The organism is Streptomyces sp. NPDC030183, assembly GCF_055573455.1.
Genome location: NZ_JBVIBK010000001.1, coordinates 522,824 through 534,992, shown reverse-complemented (window position 1 = coordinate 534,992; position 12,169 = coordinate 522,824). Strand labels below are relative to the sequence as shown.

Annotated in this window: 15 protein-coding genes and 1 tRNA gene; 11 read left to right on the top strand and 5 right to left on the bottom strand. The window is 69.9% G+C overall.

The window, feature by feature from the left end:
* Nucleotides 1-98 precede the first annotated feature (98 nt).
* The 6 genes from ACZ4Z2_RS02340 (at nt 99) to ACZ4Z2_RS02315 (ending at nt 4,782) form a co-directional block, all read left to right on the top strand.
* Nucleotides 99-1,544 carry an amino acid permease gene (locus ACZ4Z2_RS02340; protein WP_468071449.1) on the top strand — a complete coding sequence of 482 codons (1,446 nt, stop codon included), beginning with the start codon at nt 99-101 and terminating at the stop codon, nt 1,542-1,544.
* A 97-nt stretch (nt 1,545-1,641) separates the two neighbouring features.
* Nucleotides 1,642-2,064, top strand: a complete 423-nt coding sequence (locus ACZ4Z2_RS02335; RefSeq protein WP_468071447.1) for a M67 family metallopeptidase — start codon at nt 1,642-1,644, stop codon at nt 2,062-2,064.
* A gap of 76 nt (nt 2,065-2,140) precedes the next feature.
* Complete coding sequence (locus ACZ4Z2_RS02330; RefSeq protein WP_468071445.1) at nt 2,141-3,226, top strand: LacI family DNA-binding transcriptional regulator; 1,086 nt, start codon at nt 2,141-2,143, stop codon at nt 3,224-3,226.
* 101 nt (nt 3,227-3,327) lie between these two features.
* Nucleotides 3,328-3,423 carry a putative leader peptide gene (locus ACZ4Z2_RS02325; protein WP_309474684.1) on the top strand — a complete coding sequence of 32 codons (96 nt, stop codon included), beginning with the start codon at nt 3,328-3,330 and terminating at the stop codon, nt 3,421-3,423.
* Nucleotides 3,424-3,536: 113 nt separating this feature from the next.
* Nucleotides 3,537-3,815, top strand: a complete 279-nt coding sequence (locus ACZ4Z2_RS02320; RefSeq protein ID WP_055541406.1) for a MoaD/ThiS family protein — start codon at nt 3,537-3,539, stop codon at nt 3,813-3,815.
* Nucleotides 3,816-3,831: 16 nt separating this feature from the next.
* Nucleotides 3,832-4,782, top strand: a complete 951-nt coding sequence (locus ACZ4Z2_RS02315) for a PLP-dependent cysteine synthase family protein (protein ID WP_468071443.1) — start codon at nt 3,832-3,834, stop codon at nt 4,780-4,782.
* Between the two features lie 158 nt (nt 4,783-4,940).
* On the opposite strand, the gene ACZ4Z2_RS02310 is transcribed toward ACZ4Z2_RS02315, so the two are convergent.
* Nucleotides 4,941-5,435, bottom strand: coding sequence for a type II toxin-antitoxin system PemK/MazF family toxin (locus tag ACZ4Z2_RS02310; RefSeq protein WP_468071441.1), 495 nt, complete (start codon nt 5,433-5,435; stop codon nt 4,941-4,943).
* Between the two features lie 360 nt (nt 5,436-5,795).
* Here ACZ4Z2_RS02310 and ACZ4Z2_RS02305 point away from each other — a divergent pair, with 360 nt between their 5' ends.
* Nucleotides 5,796-6,548, top strand: coding sequence for an MBL fold metallo-hydrolase (locus tag ACZ4Z2_RS02305; RefSeq protein WP_468071439.1), 753 nt, complete (start codon nt 5,796-5,798; stop codon nt 6,546-6,548).
* A gap of 97 nt (nt 6,549-6,645) precedes the next feature.
* Here the strand turns inward: ACZ4Z2_RS02305 and ACZ4Z2_RS02300 are convergent, their stop codons facing one another.
* Nucleotides 6,646-7,923 (bottom strand): PTS transporter subunit EIIC, encoded by a 1,278-nt coding sequence (locus ACZ4Z2_RS02300; protein ID WP_468071438.1) that lies wholly within the window; start codon nt 7,921-7,923, stop codon nt 6,646-6,648.
* Between the two features lie 283 nt (nt 7,924-8,206).
* Here ACZ4Z2_RS02300 and ACZ4Z2_RS02295 point away from each other — a divergent pair, with 283 nt between their 5' ends.
* The 4 genes from ACZ4Z2_RS02295 (at nt 8,207) to rdgB (ending at nt 10,587) form a co-directional block, all read left to right on the top strand.
* Nucleotides 8,207-8,440 carry a PTS sugar transporter subunit IIB gene (locus ACZ4Z2_RS02295; RefSeq protein ID WP_468071436.1) on the top strand — a complete coding sequence of 78 codons (234 nt, stop codon included), beginning with the start codon at nt 8,207-8,209 and terminating at the stop codon, nt 8,438-8,440.
* Nucleotides 8,441-8,548: 108 nt separating this feature from the next.
* Nucleotides 8,549-9,280 carry a ribonuclease PH gene (gene rph, locus ACZ4Z2_RS02290; RefSeq protein ID WP_468071434.1) on the top strand — a complete coding sequence of 244 codons (732 nt, stop codon included), beginning with the start codon at nt 8,549-8,551 and terminating at the stop codon, nt 9,278-9,280.
* Nucleotides 9,281-9,455: 175 nt separating this feature from the next.
* Nucleotides 9,456-9,854: a hypothetical protein gene (locus ACZ4Z2_RS02285; protein WP_468071432.1), complete on the top strand. Its 399-nt coding sequence runs from the start codon at nt 9,456-9,458 to the stop codon at nt 9,852-9,854.
* A gap of 130 nt (nt 9,855-9,984) precedes the next feature.
* The gene (rdgB, locus tag ACZ4Z2_RS02280; protein WP_468071430.1) at nt 9,985-10,587 is read left to right on the top strand and encodes an RdgB/HAM1 family non-canonical purine NTP pyrophosphatase; all 603 of its coding nucleotides are present in this window, start codon (nt 9,985-9,987) and stop codon (nt 10,585-10,587) included.
* 56 nt (nt 10,588-10,643) lie between these two features.
* Here the strand turns inward: rdgB and ACZ4Z2_RS02275 are convergent.
* The 3 genes from ACZ4Z2_RS02275 to ACZ4Z2_RS02265 all read right to left on the bottom strand — a co-directional run bounded on the left by ACZ4Z2_RS02275 (nt 10,644) and on the right by ACZ4Z2_RS02265 (nt 12,045).
* Nucleotides 10,644-10,716 (bottom strand) — tRNA-Leu (locus tag ACZ4Z2_RS02275).
* 25 nt (nt 10,717-10,741) lie between these two features.
* The gene (locus ACZ4Z2_RS02270; RefSeq protein ID WP_468071428.1) at nt 10,742-11,407 is read right to left on the bottom strand and encodes an HNH endonuclease; all 666 of its coding nucleotides are present in this window, start codon (nt 11,405-11,407) and stop codon (nt 10,742-10,744) included.
* Nucleotides 11,404-12,045: an HNH endonuclease signature motif containing protein gene (locus tag ACZ4Z2_RS02265; protein WP_468071426.1), complete on the bottom strand. Its 642-nt coding sequence runs from the start codon at nt 12,043-12,045 to the stop codon at nt 11,404-11,406. The genes ACZ4Z2_RS02270 and ACZ4Z2_RS02265 overlap by 4 nt, the downstream gene beginning before the upstream one ends.
* Nucleotides 12,046-12,169: the final 124 nt, after the last annotated feature.

The following is a 12,169-nucleotide window of genomic DNA, read 5'->3' as shown; positions in this document are numbered from 1 at the left end:
CGAACAGCTCAGCTCCATCACATCCGGGGGGATCGGAACCCGATCCGGGGTCGACGAACGGCTCGGATCGGCCCAGCGTGGAGAAAGGCGCACTACACATGACCTCCGCTCAGGTCGACAACAACGGCAATGACGCCGTGCCCGGCGCGGCATCCGAAGAGGGATACGAGCGCGGGCTCGGCAGCCGCCAGGTCCAGATGATCGCGATCGGCGGCGCCATCGGCGTAGGGCTCTTCCTCAACGCCGGTGCGAACATCGCCAAGGCCGGACCGAGCCTCATCCTGATGTACGCCGTCGCCGGCGTCATCATCTTCTTCATCATGCGGGCGCTCGGCGAGCTGCTCCTGTACCGCCCGGTCTCGGGCTCCTTCGCGGAGTACTCCCGGGAGTTCCTCGGCCCGTTCTTCGGCTATTTCACCGGCTGGACGTACTGGCTGCTGTGGGTCGTCACCGGCATGGCGGAACTGACCGCCGCCGCGATCTACATCAACTACTGGTTCCCGGAGATCCCGCGGTGGGTCTCGGCCCTGGTCTTCCTGGTCGTCCTGTTCGTGGCCAACCTGATCTCGGTGAAGCTGTTCGGCGAGATCGAGTTCTGGTTCTCGATGATCAAGGTGACCGCGATCATCGGCATGATCGTGATCGGCCTCGGTGTCCTCACCTTCGGCTTCAGCGCCGCCGGCGACACCGCCGCCGTCTCCAACCTGTGGGCCTTCGACGGTTTCTTCCCCAAGGGCGTCGGCTCCTCCCTGATGACCCTCCAGGGCGTGATGTTCGCCTACCTCGCCGTCGAGCTGGTCGGCGTCACCGCCGGTGAGTCCGAGAACCCGGAGAAGACCCTCCCCAAGGCGATCAACACCCTGCCCTGGCGTATCGCCCTCTTCTACGTCGGCGCCCTCACCGTCATCCTGTGCGTGGTGAAGTGGACCGAGTTCGCGCCGGGCGTGAGCCCGTTCGTCGCCGCCTTCGCGAAGATCGGCATCCCGGCGGGCGCCGCGATCGTCAACTTCGTGGTCCTGACCGCGGCCCTGTCCTCGTGCAACTCCGGCATGTACTCCACGGGCCGCATGCTGCGCACCCTGGCCGACAGCGGCGAGGCGCCCGGGGCGTTCAACAAGCTGTCCGCCTCCAGGACGCCCGCGCTCGCCATCGGCGTCTCGGTGCTCTTCATGGGCATCGGCGTGGTCCTGAACTACGTCGTCCCGGAGAAGGCGTTCGAGTACGTCGTCTCCGTCGCCACCGGCGCCGGCATCTGGACCTGGCTCATGATCCTGATCAGCCACGTCCGCTACCGCCGCGCGGTCGACGCGGGCCGCCTGCCCGCCTCCTCCTTCCCCGCCCCCGGCGGCGCGACGGGCAGCTGGATCGCCATCGTCTTCCTCCTCTTCGTCACCGGCCTCATCGCCTACGACCACGAGGCCCGCGTCAGCCTCTACGTCATGGCCGGCTGGGCGGCCGCCCTCGGCGTCGGCTGGCTGGTGCTGAAGTCCCGCAACCCCGAGGTCACGGCCCACCGCGACCCGGACCCGGAGAAGGTCGGCTGACGCTCCGCCCGGGAGGCCGACCGGCCTCCTGACCGGCATGTGGGCCGCCGCGTACCAGCCTTCGATACGCGGCGGCCCTCTGCTTATCCTGACGGGCATGCTGACCATCACCCAGGCCCTCGTCGACCAGATCGTCGCCCACGCGCGCAAGGACCACCCGGACGAGGCGTGCGGCGTCGTCGCGGGCCCGGCCGGCTCGGACCGTCCCGAGCGCTTCATCCCGATGCTGAACGCGGCCATGTCGCCCACGTTCTACGAGTTCGACTCGGGCGACCTGCTGAGGCTCTACCGCGAGATGGACGACCGCGACGAGGAGCCGGTGGTCATCTACCACTCCCACACGGCCACCGAGGCATACCCCTCCCGCACCGACATCTCCTACGCCAACGAGCCGGGCGCCCACTACGTCCTCGTCTCCACCGCGGACACCGACGGACTCGGTGACTTCCAGTTCCGCTCGTACCGCATCGTCGAGGGTGAGGTGACGGAGGAGGAAGTCCGAATCGTGGAGGCGTACTGAAAGCTTTCGACGTTACCGTGGCCGGGCAGGCCCCCCACCCCAACTGCCCTCTACGGAGACGGTGTTGACACAGCCGATGGCACGGACGCGACGACTGAACGGACAGCGGCCCACCCTGGAGGACGTCGCACGCGGCTCGGGGGTGTCCAAGTCCACCGTGTCACGGGTGATCAACGGCGAGGGCAAGGTGCGCGCGGAGGTCGTCGAACGCGTCCGGGAGGTCGTCGCCGAACTGGGCTACGTACCGAACTCCGCCGCCCGGCAACTGGTCACCCGCCGCAACAACGCCATCGCGGTCGTCGCCAGCCAACCGCAGAACCGCCTCTTCGTCGACCCCTTCTTCGACCTCCACTTACGCGGCATCCGCAAGGAACTGGTGGCCCACGGCGCCCAGCCGGTCCTGCTGTTCCTGGAGGAAGAGGAGGAGTACCCGCGCGTCGGCGACTTCCTCGGCGGCGGCCATGTCGACGGCGCCCTGCTCTTCTCACTGCGCGCCTGCGACCCGCTGCCCGGCATGATCGAGCGGCTCGGCCTGCCCGCCGTCTTCGGCGGCCGCCCGCTGGTCCGCGGCGGCGAGACCGTACGCGAGTGCGTGTACGTCGACGCCGACAACCGGGGCGGCGCCCGTGAGGCCGTCCGCCATCTGGTCTCCCTCGGCCGTGAGCGCATCGCCACCGTCACCGGCCCCTACGACCAGGAGGCATCGGCGGTGGACCGCCTCGACGGCTACCGGGACGTCCTGCTCGACGGCGCCGACCCCGAACTGATCGAACGCGCCGACTACACCCGGCAGGGCGGCGCCGAGGCCATGGCCGCGCTCCTGGACCGGCGCCCCGACCTCGACGCCGTCTTCGTCGCCTCCGACCTCATGGCCTCCGGCGCCCTCCAGGTCCTGCGCGAGCGCGGACTGCGGGTCCCGGGCGACATCGCCGTGGTCGGCTTCGACGACCTCGCCCCGATCGCCGAGCACACCGACCCGCCGCTGACCACCGTGCACCAGGACATCGAGGGCATGGGCCGGCTGATGGCCCGCCTGCTGTTCAGCCGCACGGAGGAACCGGCCGCACCGGAGCCGGGCACACGGGAACCGGGCACATGGGAGCCGGCCGCCCTGTCGTCCGTGGTCACCCCCACCCGGCTGGTGCCACGGCGCTCGACCTGAACGGTCCGGCTGAGCTGTGCGGTCTCACTCCATGGCCCGAATCCGTCCGGCATATGGGATCACATTCCGGGACCCGGACCGGGAATCGATACGATGAGCCCATGGTTCTTGACGACGTGAGCGAGAAGACGCCGGGCGCACTGCTCGTGGCGCGGCTGCACGTCGACCTGTGCAGGCTTGCCAGCGCCATCTGTTGACGCCGACCTGCCGCCGTACGGCCGTGAGCCGCGGCGCCCTCACCCGTGTGACCCCGCACTCCGCGCTGCCGCGCGCCCACCGACCTGACCACTCCCGACAGGAGCCGCACACCATGGCCATCGAGGTCCGCATCCCCACCATCCTCCGCCAGTACACCGACGGCCAGAAGGCGGTGGAGGGAGCCGGTGACACCCTCGCCGACCTGTTCGCCGACCTCGAGACCCGCCACACGGGCATCCAGGCCCGCATCGTGGACGGCGGTGAGCTGCGCCGCTTCGTCAACGTCTACCTCAACGACGAGGACGTGCGCTTCCTGGAGGGCATCAACACCAAGCTCTCCGACGGCGACAACGTCACGATCCTGCCGGCCGTGGCCGGCGGCATGGCCTGAGGGCCGCTGACCACCCATGCGCTACGACTCCCCGCTGGCCGCGGTGGGCAACACCCCTCTGGTGTGCCTGCCGCGGCTCTCGCCGTCCGAGGACGTCCGGATCTGGGCCAAGCTGGAGGACCGCAACCCCACCGGCTCCGTCAAGGACCGCCCCGCCCTGCACATGATCGAACAGGCGGAGAAGGACGGCCGTCTGACCCCCGGCTGCACGATCCTGGAGCCCACCTCGGGCAACACGGGCATCTCCCTGGCGATGGCGGCCAAGCTCAAGGGCTACCGCATCGTGTGCGTCATGCCCGAGAACACCTCCCAGGAGCGGCGTGACCTGCTCGCCATGTGGGGTGCGGAGATCATCTCCTCCCCGGCCGCCGGCGGCTCCAACACGGCCGTACGCGTCGCCAAGGAGCTCTCCGCCGAGCACCCCGACTGGGTGATGCTCTACCAGTACGGCAACCCGGACAACGCGGGCGCCCACTACGCGACGACCGGCCCGGAGATCCTCGCGGACCTCCCCTCGATCACGCACTTCGTGGCGGGCCTCGGCACCACCGGCACGCTGATGGGCGTGGGCCGCTTCCTGCGCGAGCACAAGCCGGACGTCAAGATCGTCGCCGCCGAGCCGCGCTACGACGACCTCGTCTACGGCCTGCGCAACCTCGACGAGGGGTTCGTGCCGGAGCTGTACGACGCGTCCGTCCTCACCACCCGCTTCTCCGTCGGCTCCGCCGACGCGGTGACCCGCACGAGAGAGCTGCTCCAGCAGGAGGGCATCTTCGCCGGCGTCTCCACGGGAGCGGCGCTGCACGCGGCGATCGGGGTCGGCAGGAAGGCGGTGAAGGCGGGGGAGACCGCGGACATCGTGTTCGTGGTGGCCGACGGAGGCTGGAAGTACCTGTCGACGGGCGTCTACACCGCCGCGACGACGGAGGAGGCCATCGAGACGTTGCAGGGACAGCTCTGGGCCTAGCGCAGGGCACCCAGTAGCTCGGGGTGCGCTGGTCGTCCGGCGGGTGCGGGTGGGTGGGGGTCTCTCGCAGTTCCCCGCGCCCCCGGAGAAGGAGAAGCAGGGACCTGCGGCCCCTGCTTTTCCGATGACGGGCGGGTCGCGTGGGCGCGATCGGCGCGTCATCGGGACAGGTGCCGCACCTGGTCCCACAGGACCGGATCCACCACGCCCGCCTTCCGGCGGAAGTCCCGTACCGGTACGTCCCTCAGCTCCTCCGTCTCCAGGAAGCTGGGGCGGCCCCGCGCGTCGCCGACGGCGCCCGGGGGCAGCGGAATCACGCCGACCCGGGCGTCCCGGTACTTGCTGGTGATCTTGACGACCCGTGCCCGGTCTCCTCGTACCGCGAGCACGAGACAGGGCCGGTCCTTGCCCCCCGGCCCGTCCTCGAAGGGCACGCTCGCCCACCAGATCTCCGACGGCCGGGGCCGCGGCAGCGGCGCCCGCGCGCCGGCCCGCTCACCCGGCCGTCCCGGCGGTCGCGTACGCCCCCTCGGTCCGCTCGTCCGCCGGTCCCGCCGGCCCGGTGGGCGGGACCGGCCCCACCCGTCGACCAGCGTCGCGACGAGCGCCAGCGACACCACCGCCGCGAGCGCCAACCACCAGGACATGTCCATGGGCACGACCGTACCCGCGCACCCCCGCCGACGCCCGCCCTGTCACACTCCCCCACGCCCCCCTGCGCCACCTCACCCCGGCTCACGCGCGGCCCGACGGCCCCACCACCAGCCGAACCGGTGACACCACAGGTGAGTTCGCCCACAACGGCCCCTGGCGGAGGAGCGACCCGTCCTTTTGCGCCTTACGCTCGACGGACCGCACCACCTCGTCGCACCCCCGTCCGTCCCCCGCAAGCCCGCTGACCGCACCCGGTGGTCGGCGCGACCCGCCCGTACGTCACGACCGACTGACACGACTGACACGACTGACCAACACGACTGTCACGACTTCACGCCAGCGCGGAGGTTCCAGCTCTCATGAAGCTCACCGTCGTCGGCTGCTCGGGGTCGTTCCCGTCCGCGGAATCGGCCTGTTCGAGCTACCTCGTAGAGGCCGACGGCTTCCGGCTGCTCCTCGACATGGGCAACGGTGCCCTGGGCGAGCTGCAGCGCCACTGCGGTCTCTACGACCTCGACGCGATCTTTCTCAGCCATCTGCACGCCGACCACTGCATCGACATGTGCGCGTACTTCGTCGCACGCTACTACCGGCACGACGGAGGCCGCTGCGACCCCATCCCGGTCTACGGCCCCGAGGGCACCGAGCAGCGCCTGACCACGGCGTACGCCGACACCCCGTCCGCCTCCTCCATGAGCGAGGTCTTCGACTTCCACACGGTCAAGCCGAGCACCTTCGACATCGGCCCCTTCACCGTCCACACCGAACGGGTCGCCCACCCCGTGGAGGCGTACGGCATCCGCATCGAACACGACGGCCGGATCCTCACGTACTCCGGGGACACCGGTGTCACCGACACCCTGGACGAACTGGCCCGCGACGCCGATCTCTTCCTGTGCGAGGCCGCGTTCACCCACGGCAAGGAGAACATCCCGGACCTGCACCTCAACGGCCGTGAGGCCGGTGAGACGGCCGCCCGCGCCGGCGCCCGCCGCCTCCTGCTCACCCACATCCCGCCGTGGACGGACCCCCGGGTCAACCTCGACGACGCCCGCGCGGTGTACGACGGCCCCGTGGAGCTCGCCGTACCCCGGAAGTCGTACGAGATCTGACACCCTCACGTACGCACGAGAAGGCCCCCGGAGGATCGCGCTGATCCCCGGGGGCCTTCCTGTACCGGCCGCTTGGCCCGCCGCTACTCGGCCGTCGTCATTTGGCCTCCGCCTTCCGCAGCTCGGCCAGCTCCTCGTCGGACTCCCGGCCCGGCGTCGGCAGGTTGAAGCGGATGATCGCGAACCGGAAGACCACGTAGTACACGACACCGAAGCACAGACCCACCAGGAGCAGCAGCCACGGCTTGGTGGCGATGCCGAGGTTGAGCGCGAAGTCGATCGCGCCGGCCGAGAACCCGAAGCCGTCCTTCATGCCGAACGCCCAGGTCAGGGCGAGGGAGAGACCGGTGAGGACGGCGTGCAGCGCGTACAGCACCGGGGCGATGAACATGAACGTGAACTCGATCGGCTCGGTCACGCCGGTGACGAACGAGGTCAGCGCGAGGGAGAACATCATGCCGCCGACGACCTTGCGGCGCTCGGGACGGGCCGTGTGGTAGATCGCGAGGCAGACGGCCGGCAGACCGAACATCATGATCGGGAAGAAGCCGGTCATGAACTGCCCGGCGGTCGGGTCCCCGGCGATGAACCGCGCGATGTCACCGTTCTTGCCCTCGTACGAGCCGGCCTGGAGCCAGGGGAAGGCGTTGAGCAGGTGGTGCATGCCGACCGGGATCAGCGCGCGGTTGGCGACACCGAAGATGCCCGCGCCGACGGCGCCCGAACCGACCAGCCACTCACCGAAGTTGTGCAGACCCGTGCCGAGGACCGGCCAGACGTAGCCGAAGACGATGCCGATGAACAGGCCCGCGAAGGCGGCCAGGATGGGCACCAGACGGCGGCCGCCGAAGAAGCCGGCCCAGTCGGGCAGCTTGGTGCGGTAGAAGCGCTGGTAGAGCAGGGCCACGACCAGGCCCATGACCACACCGCCGAGGACACCGGCGTCGACCGCCTTGTCCACCATGACGACCTTCTTGTCGACGACGGTGGCCACCTGCGGCAGGTTCGGGTCGGTGAAGGTGGCGAGGACCTTCTGGAAGACGAGGTAGCCGACGACCGCGGCGAGCGCGGTCGAGCCGTCCGACTTCTTCGCGAAGCCGATCGCGATGCCGACGGCGAACAGCAGCGCCATGTTGTCGAGGATGGCGCCGCCGCCCGCGGACATGAAGCTCGCGAACTTGGTGATGAAGCCGGGGAACGACTCGCGCCCGAGCATGTCCTCGTTGCCGAGCCGCACCAGCAGCGCGGCGGCCGGCAGGACGGCGACCGGCAGCATCAGGCTGCGCCCGATGCGCTGCAGGACAGCCATGGTGCGGGAGCCCCGGCTCGGGCCCTTGTTGTCTGCGGCCGCGGGAGCGGCGCTGGCCGTGGTCACAACTTCCTCCAGTAGGCAGGGCGCCGCCCGGGGACGGGAGTGTGGGGGAGGGCAGCACGGGAGAGGTCTACACCAGTCAGTGGTGTAGACCTGTTGTAGCACGCTGGGGGTGGGCCTAGGAACCCGCGATTCCCGTTTTACGCCTTCGTGATGTCACGCGGCTTTCGTGCCGCGGCCGCCCGCCGCTCCCCGCTTGGCGAGGACCCGCAGGGTGGTGTAGACCAGTCGCGAACGATCCCGCACGGCAAAGCGGCTCAGATCAGGTATATCAGGGAGAATCGCCATGGCCAGTAAGGCTGAGAAGATCGTCGCCGGGCTCGGCGGCCTCGACAACATCGAAGAGATCGAGGGCTGCATCACCCGGCTGCGCACCGAGGTCAACGACCCCTCCCTCGTGGACGAGGCCGCCCTCAAGGCCGCCGGCGCCCACGGCGTCGTCAAGATGGGCACCGCCGTCCAGGTCGTCATCGGCACCGACGCCGACCCGATCGCCGCGGAGATCGAGGACATGATGTGATCCACCGCTGATCCGGGACCCGCCCACGCCGGTCCCCCTCAGCCCACGCGCAGGGGCCCTCCGTATGCGGGAGCGGCCCCTTCCGCCACTGCGGCTAGGCTCGTCGCCATGTCTCGAATCGACGGCCGCACGCCCGAACAGCTCCGCCCTGTCACCATCGAACGCGGCTGGAGCAAGCACGCCGAGGGCTCCGTCCTCATCTCCTTCGGCGACACCAAGGTCTTCTGCACCGCCTCCGTCACCGAAGGCGTCCCGCGCTGGCGCAAGGGCAGCGGCGAGGGCTGGGTCACCGCCGAGTACTCCATGCTGCCCCGCTCCACCAACACCCGCGGCGACCGCGAGTCCGTACGCGGCAAGATCGGCGGCCGTACCCACGAGATCTCCCGCCTCATCGGCCGCTCCCTGCGCGCCGTCATCGACTACAAGGCGCTCGGCGAGAACACCATCGTCCTCGACTGCGACGTCCTCCAGGCCGACGGCGGCACCCGCACGGCCGCGATCACCGGCGCGTACGTGGCACTGGCCGACGCCGTCGCCTGGGCCCAGCGCAAGAAGCTCGTCAAGGCCGGCCGCCGGCCGCTGACCGGCACCGTCAGCGCCGTCTCCGTGGGCATCGTCGGCGGCGTCCCGCTGCTCGACCTCTGCTACGAGGAGGACGTCAGGGCGGACACCGACATGAACGTCGTCTGCACCGGCGACGGCCGCTTCGTCGAGGTCCAGGGCACCGCCGAGGCCGAACCCTTCGCCCGCGACGAGCTCAACGCGCTGCTCGACCTGGCCGTCGCCGGCTGCACGGACCTGGCCGCCCTCCAGGGCAAGGCGCTCGACTCGGTCCTCTGAAGGTAAAGGGCACCCCAAGAAGACCGGCCGTCGGTCGCAACCACGGCGCATCCGGCGGCGTCCCTAGGAGTACGGGCGCACGGCACACCACCGTGCGCCCGGCCATACCGGCGCAAGCCGTATCCGCACCACCACCGGAGGCCGTCAGGCCTGCAACCAGTAGGAGGACCGTTCCATGGCCGCGAGCCGCCGACGTCGTATGACCGCCATCGCCGGAGCCGTTGCAGCCGTCGCGCTGACCGCCGGCCTCACCACCGGCTGCGACGCCGTGAACAAGGCCCTGGACTGCGTCCAGACCGCCGAGGCCATCGCCAACAGCGTGTCCGACCTCCAGCAGGCCGTCGAGAACGCCTCCAACGACCCGTCGCAGCTGGAGGAGTCGCTCAACTCCATCGACGAGAACCTCAAGGAGATCGGCGACAAGACCGACAACGCCGACGTCAACAAGGCCGTCGACGACCTCCAGAAGGCCGTGGAGAACGTCCAGACCTCCGTCAACAACGGCGACGCGACGCCCGACATCAGCGGCATCACGAACGCGGCGAGCGAACTGACGAAGGTCTGCACCTCGTAGACGGACCGGATGCCGTCGCAGGCGGAACGGATGCCGTCGGCTGCGGGCCGGTGACGGCGACCGGCGTCCGCCGACTGGTGACGAGCGACCGGTGGGCGTGGACGGGGCGGGGGCCGGGATACTGAGGGGCATGACCCGCCTGATCCTCGCCACCCGCAACGCCGGAAAGATCACCGAGCTGAAGGCGATCCTCGCCGACGCAGGTCTGCCCCACGACCTCGTCGGCGCGGACGCCTACCCGGACATCCCCGACGTCAAGGAGACCGGCGTCACCTTCGCCGAGAACGCCCTGCTGAAGGCACACGCCCTCGCACAGGCCACCGGCCTCCCGGCCGTCGCCGACGACTCCGGCCTCTGCGTGGACGTCCTGGGCGGCGCCCCCGGCATCTTCTCCGCCCGCTGGGCCGGCCGGCACGGCGACGACCGCGCCAACCTCGAACTCCTCCTCGCCCAGCTGTCGGACATCGCCGAGGAGCACCGCGGCGCCCACTTCGCCTGCGCCGCCGCCCTCGCCCTGCCGGACGGCACGGAACGCGTCGTGGAAGGCCGGCTGAGGGGCGTCCTGCGCCACACCCCGACCGGCACGAACGGCTTCGGCTACGACCCGATCCTCCAGCCGGAGAACGACACCCGCACCTGCGCCGAACTGACCCCCGACGAAAAGAACGCGATCAGCCACCGAGGCAAGGCGTTCAGGGCGCTGATCCCGGTGCTGAGGGAGCTGCTGGGCTGACGCGACGGCAAAGACCCCGCACCTTTGAATCAAAGGTGCGGGGTCCCTTGTACCTGTGCGCCCGGTCGGATTCGAACCGACAAACACGACCACCTAAAGATCGCCGCTCGGCCGTTGGCGTACGGGCGCCTGTGCCGGGGCCTACTCTACTTGGCTACGGCTTCTGTCGTCGGCCCCCTCTGCACCACGTGCTGGTGACCGCATGGCAGTTGGGGCACAGCAGTCGCAGATTCTCGCGCCGGTCGTCGCTCCAGTCCCCGCTGATGTGGTCGACCTCCAGGGTCATGGGCCTGCCGAACCACTCGGGTCCGACGCCGCACTCTGCGCACTTCTCGGGCTCGCCCACCTCGGCGAGCGCCCTACGCAGCAGGTGCGTTCTCGTCCGGCGGGTGTTGTCATGTCGGACCAGGATGTCCTCTGCGCGCCTGACGGGAGTGGTCCCCGGCCCGCCGCGCTGATGTGCCTGTCCCAGGAAGTGGGAGGTGTCGACGGCCTCCTCGGCCACCCAGCAGCGGAACGCGGCGCGCGCCTTGGAGCTGTAGGGCTCCATCCCCAGGGCGCGAAGCGCATCCGCGACGGAGGAGGCCCCCTCGACCGCTCCGTGCAGTTGGTCGGGGGCCGGTCTGGCGGGCGCCGCCGCTCGGCCCTGGCGGGGCATGTGTGACACGTCGATCCCGAAGTGGTCGAAACGCCGGAAGAGATGGCGGCGCAGCTGCCCATACGGCCGGGTACCGAAGAAGGCGATGACTTCCTCGATGTCGGAACACCGCGCCGCTGCTTCCGCCAACCGCTCCCGGGTGTACCTCGTCCCGGCGCTCATGAGTCCCGGCCTTTGCCACGTCCCCGGTAACTGTCCGTCGTCGAGTGGCAGTTCGGGCACAGGAACCGCAGGTTCTCGAGGCGGTTGTCGCGCCAGTCGCCGTTGATGTGGTCAACCTCCAAGGGGAGCGGCCGCCCTCGCCACACTGCCTCCGTCCCGCACATGGCGCATTGCTCCGGTACGCCTGTGGCCGCCATGGCCCACTTGAGCCGGTCACTGGGGACACGTCGGGCCTGAGCCCTCTCCTGCTCGACGAGCAAGCCTTCTGGCGTTCGGGGGCGCCGGGCCTTTCCGCGCTGTGTCGGCATGCGGAAGTGCGAGGTGTCGATGCCGTACGCCTTGATCCGGCGGCTGATGTGCGTGTGCTGGCCGCCCACGACCTCGACCTCGAGCCGGCGCAGTACCTCGCACATGTTCGTCGAAGCCGACACCGCGGTCTGCAGGACCTCCCGGGTCCATCGAGTTCCCTCCGGCTCGAAGTGCGAGGTCTCGACCCCCAGCTTCCTCATCCGCTCCCGGATGTAGCTCCGGCGTGAGCTCTTCGGGTCCACTCCCAGCTTCGTCAACGCCTCCGACAGCGTGCGAGATGTTCGGGCGGCCTCCTCCAGCCGCTCCTTCGGGTATGCGCTGGTCCCCATCGATCCCCTCCGTCCGGCCACCTGTTCGTGGCCTCGTACGGAGTAACGAACCGCTCATCGGGCAGTCACGACCGATATGCGGAACGGCTCGTACCGGGGGTTTCGGTGCGAGCCGTTCTCGGGC

Excerpts from the sequence above, each read along its gene's own strand:
- ACZ4Z2_RS02325 (WP_309474684.1), top strand. The coding sequence starts at position 3,328 with ATGGTTCTTGACGACGTGAGCGAGAAGACGCCGGGCGCACTGCTCGTG.
- rph (WP_468071434.1), top strand. The coding sequence starts at position 8,549 with ATGTCTCGAATCGACGGCCGCACGCCCGAACAGCTCCGCCCTGTCACC.
- ACZ4Z2_RS02285 (WP_468071432.1), top strand. The coding sequence starts at position 9,456 with ATGGCCGCGAGCCGCCGACGTCGTATGACCGCCATCGCCGGAGCCGTT.
- ACZ4Z2_RS02310 (WP_468071441.1), bottom strand. The coding sequence starts at position 5,435 with ATGGACATGTCCTGGTGGTTGGCGCTCGCGGCGGTGGTGTCGCTGGCG.
- ACZ4Z2_RS02295 (WP_468071436.1), top strand. The coding sequence starts at position 8,207 with ATGGCCAGTAAGGCTGAGAAGATCGTCGCCGGGCTCGGCGGCCTCGAC.
- rdgB (WP_468071430.1), top strand. The coding sequence starts at position 9,985 with ATGACCCGCCTGATCCTCGCCACCCGCAACGCCGGAAAGATCACCGAG.
- ACZ4Z2_RS02330 (WP_468071445.1), top strand. The coding sequence starts at position 2,141 with ATGGCACGGACGCGACGACTGAACGGACAGCGGCCCACCCTGGAGGAC.
- ACZ4Z2_RS02340 (WP_468071449.1), top strand. The coding sequence starts at position 99 with ATGACCTCCGCTCAGGTCGACAACAACGGCAATGACGCCGTGCCCGGC.
- ACZ4Z2_RS02315 (WP_468071443.1), top strand. The coding sequence starts at position 3,832 with ATGCGCTACGACTCCCCGCTGGCCGCGGTGGGCAACACCCCTCTGGTG.
- ACZ4Z2_RS02270 (WP_468071428.1), bottom strand. The coding sequence starts at position 11,407 with ATGAGCGCCGGGACGAGGTACACCCGGGAGCGGTTGGCGGAAGCAGCG.
- ACZ4Z2_RS02335 (WP_468071447.1), top strand. The coding sequence starts at position 1,642 with ATGCTGACCATCACCCAGGCCCTCGTCGACCAGATCGTCGCCCACGCG.
- ACZ4Z2_RS02265 (WP_468071426.1), bottom strand. The coding sequence starts at position 12,045 with ATGGGGACCAGCGCATACCCGAAGGAGCGGCTGGAGGAGGCCGCCCGA.
- ACZ4Z2_RS02320 (WP_055541406.1), top strand. The coding sequence starts at position 3,537 with ATGGCCATCGAGGTCCGCATCCCCACCATCCTCCGCCAGTACACCGAC.
- ACZ4Z2_RS02305 (WP_468071439.1), top strand. The coding sequence starts at position 5,796 with ATGAAGCTCACCGTCGTCGGCTGCTCGGGGTCGTTCCCGTCCGCGGAA.